This is a genomic window from Citrobacter sp. Cb041 (genome assembly GCF_030336655.1).
Taxonomy (GTDB): Bacteria; Pseudomonadota; Gammaproteobacteria; order Enterobacterales; family Enterobacteriaceae; genus Citrobacter; species Citrobacter braakii.
The window spans coordinates 70,557-87,559 of the sequence record NZ_JAOWDD010000034.1 but is presented as its reverse complement, the minus strand read 5'-3'; the positions used below and the strand labels follow the sequence as shown (position 1 = coordinate 87,559).

General features: G+C 54.2%; 14 protein-coding genes. 5 read left to right on the top strand and 9 right to left on the bottom strand.

Annotation, left to right across the window (positions count from 1 at the left end):
* Positions 1-111: 111 nt before the first annotated feature.
* Genes OGV52_RS08110 through OGV52_RS08100 form a run of 3 tightly spaced genes read left to right on the top strand, consistent with a single transcriptional unit; the run spans position 112 to position 6,567 of the window.
* Positions 112-1,425: an SrfA family protein gene (locus OGV52_RS08110; protein WP_287108339.1), complete on the top strand. Its 1,314-nt coding sequence runs from the start codon at positions 112-114 to the stop codon at positions 1,423-1,425.
* Positions 1,426-1,429: 4 nt separating this feature from the next.
* A complete protein-coding gene (locus tag OGV52_RS08105; protein WP_046275606.1) occupies positions 1,430-4,411 on the top strand; it encodes a virulence factor SrfB in 2,982 nt (993 codons plus the stop codon).
* The gene (locus OGV52_RS08100) at positions 4,408-6,567 is read left to right on the top strand and encodes a virulence factor SrfC family protein (protein WP_287108338.1); all 2,160 of its coding nucleotides are present in this window, start codon (positions 4,408-4,410) and stop codon (positions 6,565-6,567) included. The genes OGV52_RS08105 and OGV52_RS08100 overlap by 4 nt, the downstream gene beginning before the upstream one ends.
* 19 nt (positions 6,568-6,586) lie before the next feature.
* Here the strand turns inward: OGV52_RS08100 and OGV52_RS08095 are convergent, their stop codons facing one another.
* The gene (locus tag OGV52_RS08095) at positions 6,587-6,760 is read right to left on the bottom strand and encodes a GhoT/OrtT family toxin (RefSeq protein WP_016153148.1); all 174 of its coding nucleotides are present in this window, start codon (positions 6,758-6,760) and stop codon (positions 6,587-6,589) included.
* Between the two features lie 192 nt (positions 6,761-6,952).
* On the opposite strand from OGV52_RS08095, the gene yncL reads away from it, so the two are divergent.
* On the top strand, positions 6,953-7,048 hold the full coding sequence (yncL, locus tag OGV52_RS08090; RefSeq protein ID WP_071524268.1) for a stress response membrane protein YncL: 96 nt from the start codon (positions 6,953-6,955) through the stop codon (positions 7,046-7,048).
* Positions 7,049-7,167: 119 nt separating this feature from the next.
* Here the strand turns inward: yncL and OGV52_RS08085 are convergent, their stop codons facing one another.
* Positions 7,168-7,947: an AraC family transcriptional regulator gene (locus tag OGV52_RS08085; RefSeq protein WP_287108336.1), complete on the bottom strand. Its 780-nt coding sequence runs from the start codon at positions 7,945-7,947 to the stop codon at positions 7,168-7,170.
* 101 nt (positions 7,948-8,048) lie between these two features.
* Here OGV52_RS08085 and OGV52_RS08080 point away from each other — a divergent pair, with 101 nt between their 5' ends.
* A complete protein-coding gene (locus OGV52_RS08080) occupies positions 8,049-9,176 on the top strand; it encodes a multidrug effflux MFS transporter (protein ID WP_115190564.1) in 1,128 nt (375 codons plus the stop codon).
* A 191-nt stretch (positions 9,177-9,367) separates the two neighbouring features.
* Here the strand turns inward: OGV52_RS08080 and patD are convergent, their stop codons facing one another.
* The 7 genes from patD to OGV52_RS08045 form a co-directional block, all read right to left on the bottom strand.
* The gene (patD, locus tag OGV52_RS08075) at positions 9,368-10,795 is read right to left on the bottom strand and encodes an aminobutyraldehyde dehydrogenase (protein WP_287108334.1); all 1,428 of its coding nucleotides are present in this window, start codon (positions 10,793-10,795) and stop codon (positions 9,368-9,370) included.
* Positions 10,796-10,816: 21 nt separating this feature from the next.
* Entirely contained in the window at positions 10,817-11,623 is an 807-nt protein-coding gene (locus tag OGV52_RS08070) for an ABC transporter permease (protein WP_003020204.1), read from the bottom strand.
* The gene (locus tag OGV52_RS08065; protein ID WP_016153152.1) at positions 11,613-12,557 is read right to left on the bottom strand and encodes an ABC transporter permease; all 945 of its coding nucleotides are present in this window, start codon (positions 12,555-12,557) and stop codon (positions 11,613-11,615) included. The genes OGV52_RS08070 and OGV52_RS08065 overlap by 11 nt, the downstream gene beginning before the upstream one ends.
* Positions 12,558-13,574 carry an ABC transporter ATP-binding protein gene (locus OGV52_RS08060; protein ID WP_287108333.1) on the bottom strand — a complete coding sequence of 339 codons (1,017 nt, stop codon included), beginning with the start codon at positions 13,572-13,574 and terminating at the stop codon, positions 12,558-12,560.
* Between the two features lie 16 nt (positions 13,575-13,590).
* Positions 13,591-14,736, bottom strand: coding sequence for a putative ABC transporter substrate-binding protein YdcS (gene ydcS / locus OGV52_RS08055; protein ID WP_016153154.1), 1,146 nt, complete (start codon positions 14,734-14,736; stop codon positions 13,591-13,593).
* 329 nt (positions 14,737-15,065) lie between these two features.
* Entirely contained in the window at positions 15,066-16,475 is a 1,410-nt protein-coding gene (locus OGV52_RS08050) for an aminotransferase-like domain-containing protein (RefSeq protein ID WP_019076828.1), read from the bottom strand.
* 92 nt (positions 16,476-16,567) lie between these two features.
* Positions 16,568-16,984: a type II toxin-antitoxin system HicB family antitoxin gene (locus OGV52_RS08045; RefSeq protein ID WP_287108377.1), complete on the bottom strand. Its 417-nt coding sequence runs from the start codon at positions 16,982-16,984 to the stop codon at positions 16,568-16,570.
* Positions 16,985-17,003: the final 19 nt, after the last annotated feature.

Below are 17,003 nucleotides of genomic sequence, written 5' to 3'. Positions count from 1 at the left end.
TTCCCGGCACTCTATGCCATGAAAATTCGCCCCTTTTTGCCTCTCTTCCACCGTTTGCTCGTTTTTATAAAACGTAAAGTAGATACGTGAAGAAGTCTAAGGGGTAACAACGTGGCAAAAACTCTCTTGCGCAGCGGCAATTTGGATGACTATCAGGCCGTGGGTGGCGGTGGTCAGGCCGTGTTTGATTCAGCATTGCAAATTCGTGAAACGCTTCGCCTGCGTAAACAGCAGGCGATGGTGGATTGTCTGGCGATCCCACAAATTAACGACAACGGCGATCGCGTTGACTGGTATTCGCCGATTGAAGGGAAAGCCGTTGCATGGAAAGCCGCTGATGAAGAGGCCCGTTTTCGTGCGCTGCGCTATCTGGGGAGCACGCTGGAAAATGCGGCGGCGCTGAGCCGTAAAAATCTGCAATCGGGTAAAACCTCTCTGCAACTGTTTGGCTCACTGCTGGAAAAAGCCATCCAGTTTCCTGGTGAGAATCACGTGTTTCTGGTTGAAGGTAAACCCGTTATTACGTTCTGGGGTTTCGTCAATCTGAATGAAAATCCTCGCGACGATGTGCTCGATTGCCTGCGCCTTGCCGATATTCCTCCGGTCGTCACCGTAGCGGAGCCTGAGCCGGAAGAAGAAATCACTGCCCCAATCACCTTCGCCGAGGCCGAGGCGCCTTTGTTGACTCCAGTGGTTGAGCTACCTAAACCGGCTGAACCTGAACCTGAACCACAACCCCCGGTCGTTGTTAACGAACCTGAAGTCTCGCCGCCGCTCGCACAGAAGAAACCCGCACGCCGCCTGCCGCTGTGGAGCCTGCCCGTTGCCGCGGTGATCATTGCAGCCATGGTTGGGCCGCTGCTGTGGAAGCAACAGACCACCCAGCCCGTACCCGCTGTTCCCCCTGGAGACGTCGCTAAGGCAGATATGGCACCGCTGCCAGAACTGACATCTGCACTGCCGCTGCATCGGGCTGAAGTGGTTCCGGCTGCCAAAAAAGAAAAACCTGTCGAGGGACCGGTCGTGATCGCCGCGATTCCGAAAGATGCGCTGGTGATGGATGCCAACCAGATGAAGGCAGGAACGACGCGTTTTCTCAACGGTAACTGGCGCGTAATGGTTGATGTTAAAGATCCGGTTAGCGGTAAAGCGCCGTCGTTGCGCTATCAGATCCAGGCCAATAAAGGCACTGCGCGCGTGGTTCATGGCGACAATATTGTTTGTCGTGCCGAGATTTTCTCCGGTTTGCATCAGTCAGGTGAATTAATGATTAAGAGTCGCGGGAATGCCCGTTGTACGGACGGGTCACGTTATCCGATGCCGGAAATTACCTGCAAAGCGGGAACCAATGACGTCGCAGCCTGTACCGCACGTTATGACGATCACGCGGAAATCCCTCTGACGATCAAAAAGATAGGTGCCTGATTTTATGTTGGTGAATCTGTGTGACTACAAACAGAGCGTGACGCTCATCGCCAATAGCGGTGTGCAATTTCTGGATTTTGGCCTGACGCCGCAGGAATCTGCGCATCATGGACGCTTTGTGCGCAAAACGGCAAACGGTCCCCTGCTGCGGCTGGATTTCGATCTGACAACCGGACGTTATACCTTACCTGGCAGCACCGGCGGTCAGCCCGAAGTGGTGAAGCCGGAAAGCACCCAGAAGCTGCATTATTCGCTGGACGTGCTCGACGGTGTCTGGCTGCCGCTGCCGTTCCTGCGCTTTAATCCGCCGCGTACGTTCGTTGAAGGCCCGGATAACTGGGCGCGCGTACAGGTGCGAAAGCTGGCGCAACCTGACAGCGCGGGCAACACCCACCGCGTCACCGTGGCGCTGGACAGCCAGCTCACTGAAAATGCCCCTGCGGCGTTAACCCCCAACGAAAATGACCTGCTGAACGGTACGCGATTTGCGCTGGCCTGGCATGACAACGAAATTGCCGATTTCCTCGACCAGACCTGGATTGACGGCTGGTTGCGCGAATCCTTTATGCATCATGTCACACAGCATGAGAACCGCTCAGAACAAGAGATCCAGCAGGCGCTGCGTAACTTTGAATATCAGGCGCACTGGCTGAATGTGCTGACCCTGTTAGGCGAGCAGCTTTCCGTCCCGGAAGTGAAACTGGTCACGCATACCCTCAGCACGCCCGCCATTCCCGTTGATCTTATCCTGGATATCGGTAACACCCATACCTGTGGCGTCCTGATTGAAGATCACGGGGATGCCAATGACGGACTGCGCCAGACAGCCGAATTGCAGGTGCGTTCGTTAAGCGAGCCACAGTTTCTCAACGATCCGTTGTTCACCAGCCGACTGGAGTTTTCCGAAGCGCGTTTTGGTAAGCAGCACTTTTCCGTGGAGAGCGGTCGTGATGATGCCTTTATCTGGCCGTCGATTGTCCGCGTTGGCGATGAAGCCCGAAAGCTGGCGATGCAGCGCATGGGCACTGAAGGCAGCAGTGGGATCTCCAGCCCGCGCCGTTATCTGTGGGACGAAACGCCGGTGTTGCATGACTGGCGCTTTAGCCAGATGAATGGCAAAACCCAGCGCGAACCACTGGCTACCGCCTTCCCGCTGATGAACCTGATGAACGATGACGGGCAACCGCTGTTCAGCCTGCCGCAGGATGATCGTCTGCCGGTATTCTCACCGCAATACAGCCGCAGTACGCTGATGACGCATATGTTGTGCGAAATACTGGCCCAGGCGCTGGGGCAAATTAACAGCGTGGCGACGCGTTTGCGCCTCGGATTCCCGGCATCTCCTCGTCAGTTGCGTACGCTGATCCTGACCCTGCCGTCGGCGATGCCCAAACAGGAGCGCGAGATTTTCCGCCTGCGCATGTTTGAAGCTATTGCGTTGGTCTGGAAAGCGATGGGCTGGCACCCGCAGGATGAAGACTTCACCACCCGTAAACAGCAGGAAAAGAGCGTGGTTCCCGTACCTGAGATCCAGATGGAATGGGATGAGGCCAGCTGCGGGCAACTGGTGTGGCTGTATAACGAAGCTATCTCTCACTACGATGGTCACACCGAATCGTTCTTTAACGCCCTTGCCCGCCCGGACCGTCTGCCGGAGCCTGGTGAGACTAAAGGTCGTGCGCTGCGCGTGGCATCGATCGACATTGGCGGCGGGACAACGGATATGGCCGTCGTCCATTACCAGCTTGATGACGGCGTGGGTACAAACGTCAAAATTACCCCGCACCTGCTGTTCCGTGAAGGCTTTAAGGTTGCGGGCGATGACATGCTGCTGGACGTGATTCAGCGTTGCGTGTTGCCTGCGCTGCAAACCCGCCTGCAACAAGCTGGCGTGACCGACGCCGCCGCATTGCTGGCTACGCTATTTGGCGATTCCGGGCGCATCGACACCCAGGCGATTTTGCGTCAACAAACGGCGTTACAACTCTTTATGCCGCTCGGTCATGCGGTACTTTCAGCCTGGGAACAAAGTGATATTAACGATCCGGTAGCGGGTCTGCATGCCACCTTTGGCGAACTCCTGAGCCAGCAACCAACGCGCAACGTGCTGAATTACATCCAGCAGGCTATCGATCATGCGTTACCTGCGGGATCGCCAGCGTTTGATGTGTTGAGCGTGCCGTTACAGGTGCAGTTCAGGCAGTTACAAGAAGCGTTACTGGCGGGCCAGTTTACCCTGACCTCCCCACTGCATGCGGTCTGTGAGGCCATTTCACACTATCGCTGCGATATTTTATTAGTGACCGGCAGACCCGCCTGTTTACCGGGCGTACAGGCGTTGATCCGCCATCTGCAGCCCGTTCCGGTTAATCGTATGATCTGGATGGATAACTACCGCGTACATGAGTGGTATCCGTTCAGCCAACAAGGGCGGATTGGTAACCCCAAATCCACCGCAGCAGTTGGTGCCATGTTGTGTAGCCTGGCGCTGGATCTACGCTTACCGCGTTTCAACTTTAAAGCTGCCGATATCGGCGCTTACTCGACCGTACGTTATCTCGGCGTGTTGGATAATACGGTCAATACGCTGCGTGATGAGAACATCTGGTATCACGATATCGATCTGGATAAGCCCGGCGCGAAGCTGGATGCCCGCCTGCACTTCCCATTGCGCGGCAACGTTACGTTAGGTTTCCGCCAACTGGCCAACAGCCGTTGGCCTGCCACACCGCTGTATACGCTCAGCATAAATTCTGCCGAACTGGCAAAAACCATCGCCGGAGATGGCGTGTTGAATGTACGGCTGCAGCTACGCGGTGGTAGCAAAGAAAGCGGCCCGGAATTTTTCGTACTGAGCGATGCGTGGTTACAGGATGGCACTCCCGTTGCCGCCAATGCCTTAACGTTAAAACTGAATACGCTGGCAGACCGACGCCATAGCGGGAGCCATTACTGGATTGATAGCGGGAGCGTGTACCTGAAATGAGTAAGATGTTAAACACCGCGCAGGCCACCATCGAGTGGGTAACTGATACCCGTCAGCGTGCGGCGCGTCTTGATGATGAAGCGGATGCCCTGTTGGCACAGCTCACCCTGGCCGCCGTTAATGAATCTGCGTTGAAGACGACCTTTTCATCGCGAGGATGCGTTGGGCTTTACGGACATTCGCAATCGGCAAAAGCGCACCTGCTCACAGCATTGTGCAGCAACGCCAATGGCAAAGTGAATATCGTTACCCCGGATCGCAGCTTTGATTACTTTTCACATATTAATCCTGGTCATGCGCCAACCAACATGGCGATCCGCTTTACGCGTGATGAAAATCCGCTCGATGGTGAATGGCCGTTGCGCCTGCGGCTACTCAGTGAAGCCGAACTGGTACAGCTATTTATTACCCAGTTCTGTGCGCTTGCGGACAACCGCCAGGTCGAGAAATCGATTATTGAGGCGCGCCTGGAAAAATGGCAAACGTTGCGCCAGCGTCATCCGGTGCCGGGCATTACCGCGCATGATGTCGCGGCAATTGGCCGTTTCTGGCGCGCCTGCGTACCGGCCAGACAACAGCAATTTGACGACGCGCTATGGCATCAGTTTGCCACGCTGCTACCCGCACTGGATCTGACTACCCGGGCAAACGCCTGGGCGTTACTGTGGGGAGAACAGCCAGAGTTGACGCAACAGTGGTTGGCGCTGGCGCATACGCTGCAACAAACCGGGAGCGCGCAAGAACTCGCGGCTCCGCTGAGCCTGCTGGTTGACCATTTTGGTTTACCTGCCGAGAGTTTCCTGACTCAGGTAGCATTGAACGGGAATGAGGCGCAAAGCGATGTGGTGGTTCATCCAATAGAAAATGATCAGTTGCTCAATGCGGTCAGCCTTTCTCAGGCTTCGCTGGCGCTGCTCACGCGCGAGCTGGTCCTGACGGTTGAAGACGCGGTACTGGAGAATGTCGATCTTCTGGATATTCCCCTCGCCCCGGATGTTCATCCCCATCCATTGTGGCAGGCCAAATTAGGCTGGATGCTGGAACATTATCGCCAGCATCTGCAACCGGATGTACTTTTAATCTGTAATGCGGTATCTACCCGCTCCCAGACGCCCGCCATCACCCGCAAGCTGCTGGGCTGGGTTAACGACACTCAGCCCGTACATGACGCCGCATTGCCGGGAGTGGTCTGGGCCATTACTCCGCAGGATGCGCGGTTTAGCACTCAGCAAAATCTTGATGAATCTGTGCAGCAATTAATGGGCAAACCCGGACTGCACTGGGGCACGCTGCAGGCGCTGGATAAACACAGCTTACAACGCCTCGTCGAATGGCTGACTCAGGCAACCTCGCCCCAGCAACGCCAGGCGAGATTGACCTCCCTGCGTGAGCAGCACCAGCAGCGTGTACGCGAAACCTTGATAGGCTGGATTAATCCCGTTGAAACCGAATCGGGTAGCAATGAGTCGGTGATCCGCCAGCTCCAGGCCCAGGCGGCAAAGCATGGCGAACTCCTGGACGGTTTGCTTCCGCCGATGCGCCTCTTTGAGTCGCTGCTGCGTGTTCAGCAGCCGCGCGAGGAACAGGTGAGCGGATTATTTAATGAAGAGATTGACCTGTTTGCCGAGGTGCGTGACACACCGCACTCGCCGGAAAGCAAAGAGGCCGGGTATCAGGCGCACAAAATGTGGGTTAACCACGTGCGCCAGTGGTGTCGCGATGAAAATAATGCGCGCCGATTACGTCTCGAGCCGCGTACGCTAAGGCAGGTTGCCGATATCCTCGTTACCACCAGCTATCGGCTGGAGATGCCGCAACGCTTACAGCGCATTATGCAGCGAGAAAACGTCTGCGCCGCGCAGCTTCACGCCGATATTGGGGATTTTATTACCTGGCTTGGATTTGCCAGCGTGGCAGAGGAACAGCGTCCGGCCAGCAGGATCCAAAAAGGATCGGCTATTTTTAGTGCCCCGGCGCAACAGCCGATGTTACGGTTGACGAAACTGGATGAACAACCTTCGCATGGCGCAAGCCGTTACGTTTACGACTGGCTGGTCGCTTTGTATACCCGCGCCAATGAAAACGTGGGATATCAGCATCCGCAGGATGTTTGCGCAGCCGACAAAAAACGATTAGATGCCCTGCTTTCCTCCTGAAACGGCGTTTACGCCGTCATCAGAAGAGAGAAAACATTAACGCGACGGGAAAACTCATCGGCCAGGTCGCCCCGACTAATACCGCGCTGAGAAAACGAATCCGCTTTTTATCGCGGGAAAGAAACCAGGTGATGATTGCCGTGATAGCGGCCATCACCGCATAAAAAACCAACATTTTTTGGTACAGAGACATGTCAGGCATCCGGGCCGAAAGGTAAAATCGCGCGCAATATGCTCTTTTTCATGACCCACATCAAGTTTTATTAATTATTTTAAGAGAAACGCCGGTAAAACAAGCCGTTTTCATTATGTTCAGAATCCGTACTATTGCGGATAGTTATAACCCGTACTATACCCATAAGGGTTAAAACGAAAGGTGGCACAAATGAATGTTTCCAGTAAAACTGTGGTGCTGATAAATATATTTGCTGCTGTAGGACTTTTCAGTCTGATTTCCGCAAGGTTTGGCTGGTTTGCTTGATGTCGTTCTTCTTGATTAATTGCAGCGTCTGCTGGCAGAGAGGCTCTTCTCTCTGCCATTAGTACACGATTTTCCCACTCTCCTGCCACCCGGTAAATTATCCTTAGTATGTAATCCCCCTAATACTTCTGCGGCATTATATTGCCCGCATAACGACTCGGTGTTGTGCCGGTATGCTGATGGAAAAAAGCGATTAAAGCACTGTCACTGACAAATTCCAGATATTGCGCCACCTGGCTGATCTGCCCCCCGTCAGCCAGCATCTCCATGGCTTTTAATAGTCTAAATTGCTGCCGCCAGCTCTGATAATTCATCCCGGTATCCCTGGTAAATATTCGACTGATCGTCCTCTCGCATGCCCCAACCCGTTGGGATAATTGATTTAGTCGTGGTGGCAATTCGCCCATACGTACTCCTTCAAGCCACACGTTCAGCCGTGGATCTGAGGGAAACTGCAACGTCCAGTTTTCACTGCGGGCGGCCCGCATTTCCTCACAGAAAACGGTGATAAGACTGGCCTGCTGCGCGGCAGGCATTTCCCATGGCCAGAAAGCCATACGTTCTATTACTTCAAAAAAGAGAGGATTAACGTCGACTATCTGCAGCGGTAACTTAGATAACGGCAATGTAGTTGAAAAATACAACGAACGATAAGCCATCACCCCACGCATTATGGCGCGATGTACCGTACCAGCCGGGATCCAGACCGCGCGCCGTGGCGGTAGCAGACACAGGGCATGCTCCAGCTCAATCGTAATGCTTCCCGCTGCCGAAAAAAGTAGCTGATGACGAAGATGGCTATGCCGGCCGGAATCGTGTACGCCCATCTCGGAGGCAATCCCGATTACCGGTTTATCAAAGCTATCCGCATCGAAATCATCATCCGGGGCAATTTCCATTATCTGTCCGATAGTTGATATTTAAAGTCTTGATAATGGTAATGCGACACCTCCCTTTCAGCAATAATGCCCGCCAGTTTTCTGTCTCTCTGGATATTGCTATGAACACTCTTCGCCGCCCGCCGCTGTGGCTTCTTACTTTGCTGATTATGTTTCCGCAACTGGTGGAAACCATTTATAGCCCGGCATTGCCAGGGATTGCCACGTCTTATCACGTAAGCAGTGAGCGCGCGGCGCAAACACTCTCCGTTTATTTTATTGCCTTCGCCATCGGCGTGGCGATGTGGGGTTGGCTGAGCGACTGCATCGGTCGACGTTGGGCGATGCTGGCAGGACTTATCTGCTATGGGTCAGGTTGTGCCCTGGCCGTGGTTGCCACTGACTTCAGCGTTTTGCTGCTGGCGCGGATGATCTCAGCCATCGGCGCGGCTGCCGGGTCAGTGGTGGTACAGACCATGTTACGGGACACTTATGAATCAACTGCGCTATCCCGCGTCTTTTCCGTGATGGGCGCTGCGCTGGCATTGAGTCCCGTTTTCGGCCTGCTAAGCGGAGGTTGGTTGGTTAGCCTGTATGGTCATACCGGTGTATTTATTGCCCTTGTGCTGCTGGCGCTGCTACTGCTGCTACTGACTGCGACCATGCTGCCAGAAACCCGGCCCGAAAATACGCTCAGACCCAGCCTTGCTGCACTGCTCTCCCGCATGATGCGTGACCGCGAGCTGTGGAAAAATACCATGCTGGTTGCGCTGCTGAACACCATGCTGTTTAGCTATTACAGCCTGGCTCCGTTTCTTTTCGGGCAATTGGGATGGAGTTCCAGAGCCTTTGGCTGGACGGGGGGACTACTTGCGTTTGCTTCGCTGTCGGGCAGCCTGCTGAACCGGAGATTATTGACGACAGACCTGACGTCGGAACAGAGGGTACGTTATGCCTGTGCGCTGGCAGCATTGTCAGGCCTCGCCGCGTGGTGGTTACAGCACTCCGCGTGGATTCTGATACCGGTTTTCGGCGCGGTGATTGCCTATGGCATCGCGATCCCTAATGTGCTGAGTCAGGCCCTACGCCACTATCGTGAACAGGCCGGGGCCGCCGGTGCATTATTCGGATTAAGCTATTACCTGTTGCTGGGAATGATGCTGGGGGTTGCAGGCATGGTGCAACAACTGGGGCTGGTTCTGAGCGTCTGTGCGCTACTCGCCTGGATTTGCAGCTTGCGGCGCGGATAATCGGATGACGATCCTGAAAGCACAAAGCCCTGACATTAAGCCGGGGCTTTGTTGTATTAATAGCCTGACCTCGCGGATATTTCCAACTTACCGCCGTCCGATGGCGACGAGGCCAGTGGCGCGAATAATATAGACACACGTTTGCCAGTATTTAGCTATCCGTGCCGCATTTATTGCTCGCGCTTCAGATATTACTCATGCTTGATCATGACATGGCGAACAATCGTGTAATCTTCCAGCCCGTAAACCGACATATCCTTGCCATAACCAGACTGTTTTTGTCCGCCGTGCGGCATCTCGCTGACCAGCGTGAAGTGGGTATTGACCCAGGTGCAACCATACTGCAGGCGAGCGCTAATTCGATGCGCGCGCCCCACATCCCGAGTCCAGACGGAGGATGCCAGGCCGTATTTCGAATCGTTAGCCCACGCCAGCACCTGATCTTCATCCTCAAATACGGTGACGCTGACCACCGGACCGAAAACTTCCCGCTGCACGATAGCATCTTCCTGCTTCGCTCCGGCCAGCAGCGTCGGAGCAAAGTAGTAGCCTGCGCCGTCCACTTTTTTACCACCGGTGATGACTTTGATATGCCCCAGTGCTTTGGCTTCATCGACCGCTTTAGTCACGCGATCGAGGTGCGCCTGCGAGCTTACCGGCCCCAGCTCAGTCGATTCGTCATTCGGTGCACCGATTTTCAGACTGGCAACCGCGGCACCAAGTTTCTCAACCAACGCGTCATAAATGCCTTTCTGGGCATAGATTCGACAAGCGGCGGTACAGTCTTGCCCGGCGTTGTAATACCCAAAGGTTCGCACGCCGCTCACCACTGCATCCAGATCGGCATCATCAAAAATGATGACCGGGGCTTTGCCGCCCAGCTCCATATGTGTGCGCTTAATCGAAGGCGCGGTGTGCTGGATAATGTGTTCACCGGTCGCAATGGAGCCGGTCAGGGAAACCATCCGGACTTTTTCATGACCGGTCAGCGGGTCACCCACCGTTTTGCCACGGCCAAACAGCACGTTGATAACGCCTGGCGGATAAATATCTTTGGCAAATTCAGCCAGTTTAAGTGCCGTTAGCGGGGTAATTTCTGACGGTTTAATCACCACACAATTACCCGCCGCCAGCGCCGGTGCCAGCTTCCACGCCGCCATCATCAGCGGGTAGTTCCACGGCGCGATAGAGGCCACCACGCCCAGCGGATCCCGACGAATCATCGACGTATGCCCTTCCAGATACTCTCCAGCCGCCTGTCCTTGCAGGGTACGAGCTGCCCCGGCGAAGAAGCGGAAAACGTCGACGATTGCCGGAATTTCATCGTTAAGGACACAGTGCAGCGGCTTACCACAGTTAAGCGATTCCAGCTCAGCGAAGGTTTGCGCGTTATCGGCGATAGCATCCGCCAGTTTCAGCAGCAGTTCGGAACGGACTTTCGGTGTGGTTTGTCCCCAGGTGGCAAATGCGCTGTCTGCTGCACGTACCGCCGCATCAACCTGCCCGGCTGACGCCTCGGCAATCTCCAGAATGCGTTCTCCAGTGGCAGGGTTATAGACTGGCTGCTTTTCACCTTCACCGTTGACCAGCTCGCCATTAATCAGTAATTGATGTTGCATAGCAATTTCCCATATCGTCGTTTATTTACCGTTTCCGGCGAGAGTGTCGCCTTCACGCGTTAGCCACCAGGCCCCTAAAATTGGCAGTGTTGTCACCAGCATTACCAGCAATGCCACAACGTTGGTGACAGGCACATCTCGTGGTCGACCCAGTTGATTGAGCAGCCACAAAGGAAGTGTTCTTTCATGTCCGGCGGTGAACGTTGTCACGATGATTTCATCAAACGACAAAGCAAACGCCAGCATCCCTCCCGCCAGCAGTGCCGACGCCAGATTTGGCAGCACGACATAACGAAAGGTTTGCCAGCCGTTGGCGCCAAGATCCATAGACGCTTCAACCAGACTCCATGAGGTACGGCGAAAACGCGCCACGACGTTGTTAAATACCACCACCACGCAAAACGTCGCATGGCCGACCACGATGGTGAGAAAACCGGGTTCCAGGTTGATAGTTTTAAACGCCGTCAGTAGCGCCAGACCGGTAATAATCCCCGGCAGCGCGATCGGCAACAGCAGCAACAGCGATATTGCGCTTTTACCAAAAAAGTCCCTGCGCCACAGTGCGGCAGCGGCCAGCGTCCCCAGAACGAGGGCAATGGCCGTCGACAATGCAGCGATTTTAAGTGACAACGTCACCGATTCCAGAATATCGCTACGTTGCGCCGCAACGCTAAACCACTTCAGCGTTAACCCCTGCGGTGGAAAACTAAAAGCAGCCTCCTCAGTATTAAAAGCATAGGTGGCGATGATGAGGATGGGAAAGTGCAGGAAAATAACCCCGCCCCATGCCGCCAGTTTGAGTAACCAGGGCGCGCGTTCAGAGTGCATCGAAAGCTCCCAGACGCTTCACGAACGCCAGATACAGTGCGATTAACACAATCGGCACCAGAGTAAATGCCGCCGCCATCGGCATGTTGCCGATCGCCCCTTGTTGCGAATACACCATATTGCCGATGAAATAGCCTGGCGGTCCCACCAGTTGCGGCACGATAAAATCGCCCAACGTCAGAGAGAAGGTAAAGATCGACCCTGCCGCGATACCGGGTATCGCCAGTGGCAGGACCACATAGCGGAAAGTCTGGTGCGGACGAGCGCCCAAATCAGCGGAGGCCTGTAAGAGCGAAGGCGGAAGTCTCTCCAGCGCGGCCTGTACCGGCAGGATCATAAACGGCAGCCAGATGTAGACGAACACCAGAAAACGCCCTAACCCTGAAGTCGACAACGTATTCCCGCCTACCGCAGGCAGCGTCAGGAACGAAAGCAGCAGCGGCTCCAGCCCCAGATGGGTTAAAAACCACTGCGCCACCCCGTCTTTAGCCAACAGTAACGTCCATGCGTAGGCTTTAACAATGTAGCTGGCCCACATCGGCAACATCACAGCAATGTAAAAAAAGGCTTTCATTTTGCCACTGGTATATCGCGCCATATACCACGCCATCGGAAACGCCAGAATCGCGCTGGCAATGGTGACCGCCACCGCCATCGTCAGGGTACGCAAAATGATGTCGTAGTTGGCGGGATTAAACAGCGCCTGCAAATTCGCCAGCGTCAGGTCGGGTGTGACCGACATGGTGAAATCATCGAAGGTATAAAAACCTTGCCACAACAGCGTCAGTAATGAGCCGAAGTAGACGATCCCAAACCACATCAGCGGTCCGAGGAGCAGCAAAAACAGCCCCAGACCCGGATTACGCCAGAAGAACCCTGAGATCCGGTTCAGACTTGTCGACTGTGGAGGCGAATGTAAGACATTCATAGCCATTCACCTCTCCTCAACCAGCGGTACCATCACGTCGCGTGACCACGATGCCATCACCTGTTGACCCGGCGACAGCGTTGTCGGCAGCATTTCTCCCGTCAGGTTCGCCTGGCTAACCAGCAATTTTTCACCGCCAACAAGTTTCAGCTCAAAACGTGTCGCCGCGCCCTGGTACTGCACCGCCTGGATAACCCCCCGGGCCTGGACTTCGCCACTGGTATCATTCAAGCGAATGTGTTCCGGACGCAGGGAAAACATACCCTGTAGCCCGCAAACGTTCGCTGACATCGTTTCATCAAAAACATTTGACGTCCCGACGAAACTTGCCACAAACGGTGTGCGCGGACGCATGTACAGTTCACGCGGAGAATCCACCTGTTCGATGCGGCCATTATTAAACACCGCCACACGATCGGACATCGACAGGGCTTCACCCTGATCGTGGGTGACAAAAATGAAGGTGATACCCAGGGATTGCTGTAACTTTTTCAGTTCCAACTGCATCTGCTCACGCAGCTTAAGATCCAATGCCCCGAGCGGTTCATCCAACAGCAGGACGCGGGGTTCATTGACCAGCGCGCGGGCAATCGCCACGCGTTGCCGCTGACCACCGGAGAGTTGCGATGGTTTGCGTTCATAAACAAAACCGAGCGCAACCTTATTCAGCGCTTCACGTGCTTTTGCGTGACGCTGTTTTTTATCAATACCTTTGACCATCAGCCCGTAGGCGACATTGTCGAGAATCGACATATGCGGGAATAGCGCATAATCCTGAAATACCGTATTGACGTCCCGTTCCCAGGGCGGCAATTCGCTGGCCTGCTTACCAAAAATGGTGATTGCGCCGCCTGACAGTTGCTCAAACCCTGCAATAAGGCGCAGACAAGTGGTCTTGCCGGAGCCGGATGGCCCCAGCATAGAGAAAAACTCACCGTCGTTAATCGCAATACTCACCCCATCGACTGCACGAACATCCCCGTACAGACGCGAGACGTTATGAAACTCCACTGCGTACGTCATAAAACCCCCAGCGGAATTAACGACCGCCCATAATGGCGATGTAATCCTGCGTCCAGCGACTGTAAGGAACGAATTTGCCACCTTCTGCGATCGGCGTTTTCCAGAAGGCAATTTTGTCAAAGTAGCTATAGCCGTTGGTTTCACAGCCCTTTTCACCCAGCAGCGGGCTGGCTTTACAACCTTCAGGCACGACTGGCAGAGAACCAAACCAGGCTGCGACGTCGCCCTGAACTTTCGGGGTTAATGACCAGTTCATCCATTTGTAAGCGCACACCGGGTGTTTGGCTTCGCTGTGCAGCATGGTGGTATCAGCCCATCCGGTAACCCCTTCTTTTGGGAAGACCGTGGCAATAGGCTGGCCTTCTCCTTTCAGGGCGTTCGCCTGATAAGGCCAGGCGCTGGACGCCACCACACCTTCGTTTTTGAAGTCGCTCATTTGCACGGTGGTATCGTGCCAATAGCGATGGATCAGCGCGTGTTGATCGCTCAGGACTTTGATCACCGCCTGATACTGTTGTTCGGTGAGCTGATAGGGATCGGTAATGCCCAGTTGCGGCTGAGTCGCCTTAACGAATAATGCAGCATCGGCAATATAGATCGGGCCATCGTAGGCTTGAACGCGCCCTTTATTGCTTTTTCCGTCCCCAAGTTTTTGCTCAACAAATACCACGTTCCAGCTATCCGGCGGCGTTGGGAAAATTTTGGTGTTGTACATCAGCAGGTTTGGCCCCCACTGGTACGGTGTGCCGTAAACTTTTCCGCCAACGTTAAACCACTCGCCTTTTACCACGCGCGGATCGATGCTTTTCCAGTTAGGGATCAGCGCGGTATTAATCGGCTGAACGCGTTTTCCCATAATCAGACGCAAGGAGGCATCACCGGAAGCGGTGACCAGGTCGTAGCCGCCTTTTGCCATCAGGCTGACCATTTCATCAGAAGTGGCCGCTGTTTTAACATTGACCGCGCAGCCGGTCTCTTTTTCAAACTGCGAGACCCAATCATATTGTTTATCGGTCTGTCCACGTTCGATGTAGCCCGGCCAGGCAATAATATCCAGACGGCCTTCCGGTTTATCTAAGGATGTCGGGGGTTCGGCTGCCTGTGCAGTCATCAGCGTCATACTGAGTGCGCACAGGCTACTGAGGGCAAACTGCTTGCTCATAACGTCTTACTCCTGTCTAAAAAATATTGAGCGGCAGCCTTGCCGTAAATATATGTCCTTTCCTAAAAATAGTCGGGGTGTTGTAAGCGTTCCTGCTGGCGCAAGGAAATTTAATCAGGTTGTGAGCTAACGCTCATTACGCTACTGATGCTGATCGGGAGCTTTAATCTTCTGGAGTATAGACAAGGAGTTAGGTGCAACGGTGGCAATAGTAAGAACTATTGATTTTTTGTATGGTAGCACCCGATATAAATAACATCGGGGTTAGGTATTCTCTATTTCGAAAATAAGAACGCGCTATTCTTTTATATTGAATAGCGCGTTACGTTTTATTTCATCATCTCGCGAATTAATTTTCCCAGCTGTTTCACAGCCTGTTCCTCACGCTCTCCCCAGTGCCATGCGGTATTAAAGCGAAAGAAACGAGTCCAGCTCCCCGAGGTCGAAAACATTTTTCCCGGTGCAATGCTGATATGGTGCGCCAGTGCCTGGGTGCTGAGCACGCCTGCATCAAGCGGTTCTGGCAGTTCCAGCCACAGAAAATAGCCGCTGTCGTTATGGTGAATTTTGACTTCCGCCGGAAGATGGCGCAGCAACGTTTGCCAGGCCTGCTGTTTGCGTTCCGCCAGTTGACGGCGTAAGCGGCGCAGATGCGCGTCATAGCGCCGGGTTGACAGATAATCCACGAGCGCAAGCTGCATGGGGGAACTGGTGGATAACGTGCTCATGAGCTGGAGTCGCTGAATACGTCGAGCATGCTTCCCGGCCGCCACCCAGCCCACGCGAAATCCGGGCACCAGGCACTTCGAGAAAGACGAACAATGCAAAACGCTGTCGGCGCGATCCCAGGCTTTGGCAGGCAGTGGTTTTTCGCGACCAAAGTACAGCTCGCTGTAGACATCATCTTCTATCAGCATTACATGATATTTTTCCAGCAATGCGACCAGGTGCGCCTTTTTCTCTGGGCTGAGCGTAAAACCCAGCGGATTTTGGCTGTTGGTCATCAGCCAGCAGGCTTTTACCGGATACTCCTGCAACGCTTGCTCCAGCGCGGTAAGATCGATCCCCTCTTTCACGTCGGTGGCAATCGAAAGCGCCTTCAGCCGTAATCGCTCCAGGGCCTGCAACGCCCCATAGAAACAGGGATTTTCGACAATCACCCAGTCTCCCGGTTCGGTAACCGCCTGCAGGCTCAGGTTGAGGGCATCCAGCGCACCGGTAGTGATGACAATTTCATCAGGTGAAATGGTCATCCCCTGTTGAGCATAGCGGCGGGCAATGGCATGGCGCAGCTCATCATTTCCCGGCGGCAGGTTTTCTATCACGCTCATGGCGGTCGCGGTTTTACTGACCTGCGCCAGCGAGCGGTTCAACTGCTGGAGGGGAAACAGACGCGGGTCAGGGAATGCAGAGGCAAATGGCATCACTGACGCATCCCGGCTGGCCTGCAGCATATCAAAAATATAGGTGTTGATATCCACCGCTTCATCGCGCATCACCTGCGCCTGCGGCGCTGCCAGCTCACGTTCAGGGCGCGCGGCAACATAGTAACCCGACTGCGGTCGGGCGATAATCCGGCCCTGACTTTCCAGCAACTGATATGCATGTCCGACGGTCATAAAACTCATGCCGCTGCTGACCACCTGCTCGCGCAAGGATGGCAAGCGATCGCCGGGCTGCCATACGCCAGACGCGATTTGATCGCGAATTTGCTCAGCCAGTCGCTGGTATTTTTTCATTTTTCGTCCTGATAATCGGTGTCGGTGACACGCACTGTATATATCAGTTTACATAATCAGGGCATTTTTTATAACTGTTATAGTTAACAGTTTTACAACATTGTTACTGACAGCTCCTTGCCTAAGGCGCGTGCAGCTATTTGCACAGCATCAATTTTTGTCGCGTGCTTTAAATCGAACAAACGGGTAATTTCCTGCTTAGGCCTGCCAATCCTGTTTGCCAGCTCCTGCTGGGTGATTTTTGATTCAAGAAAGGCATTTAACAAAAGAACCTTCGACGCAATGCTCAGGGGGATTTCCACAAAGTCACCTTCAGCGCCAACCGCCGAAGGTAAAGGAATCGGTTCGTTATCGTCGAAATAGAATTCAAAAGCGGTCACCAATGCAGACTGCGCAGCCTGCAAAGCCCCATGACGGGTTTCGCCCTGAGTTAATGCTTCAGGAATATCCGGGAAAGAAACCACGAATCCACCTTCCACGGCGGGGATTAGATTAACGGGATAACGCATGATTTTTTCAAAATCTCTC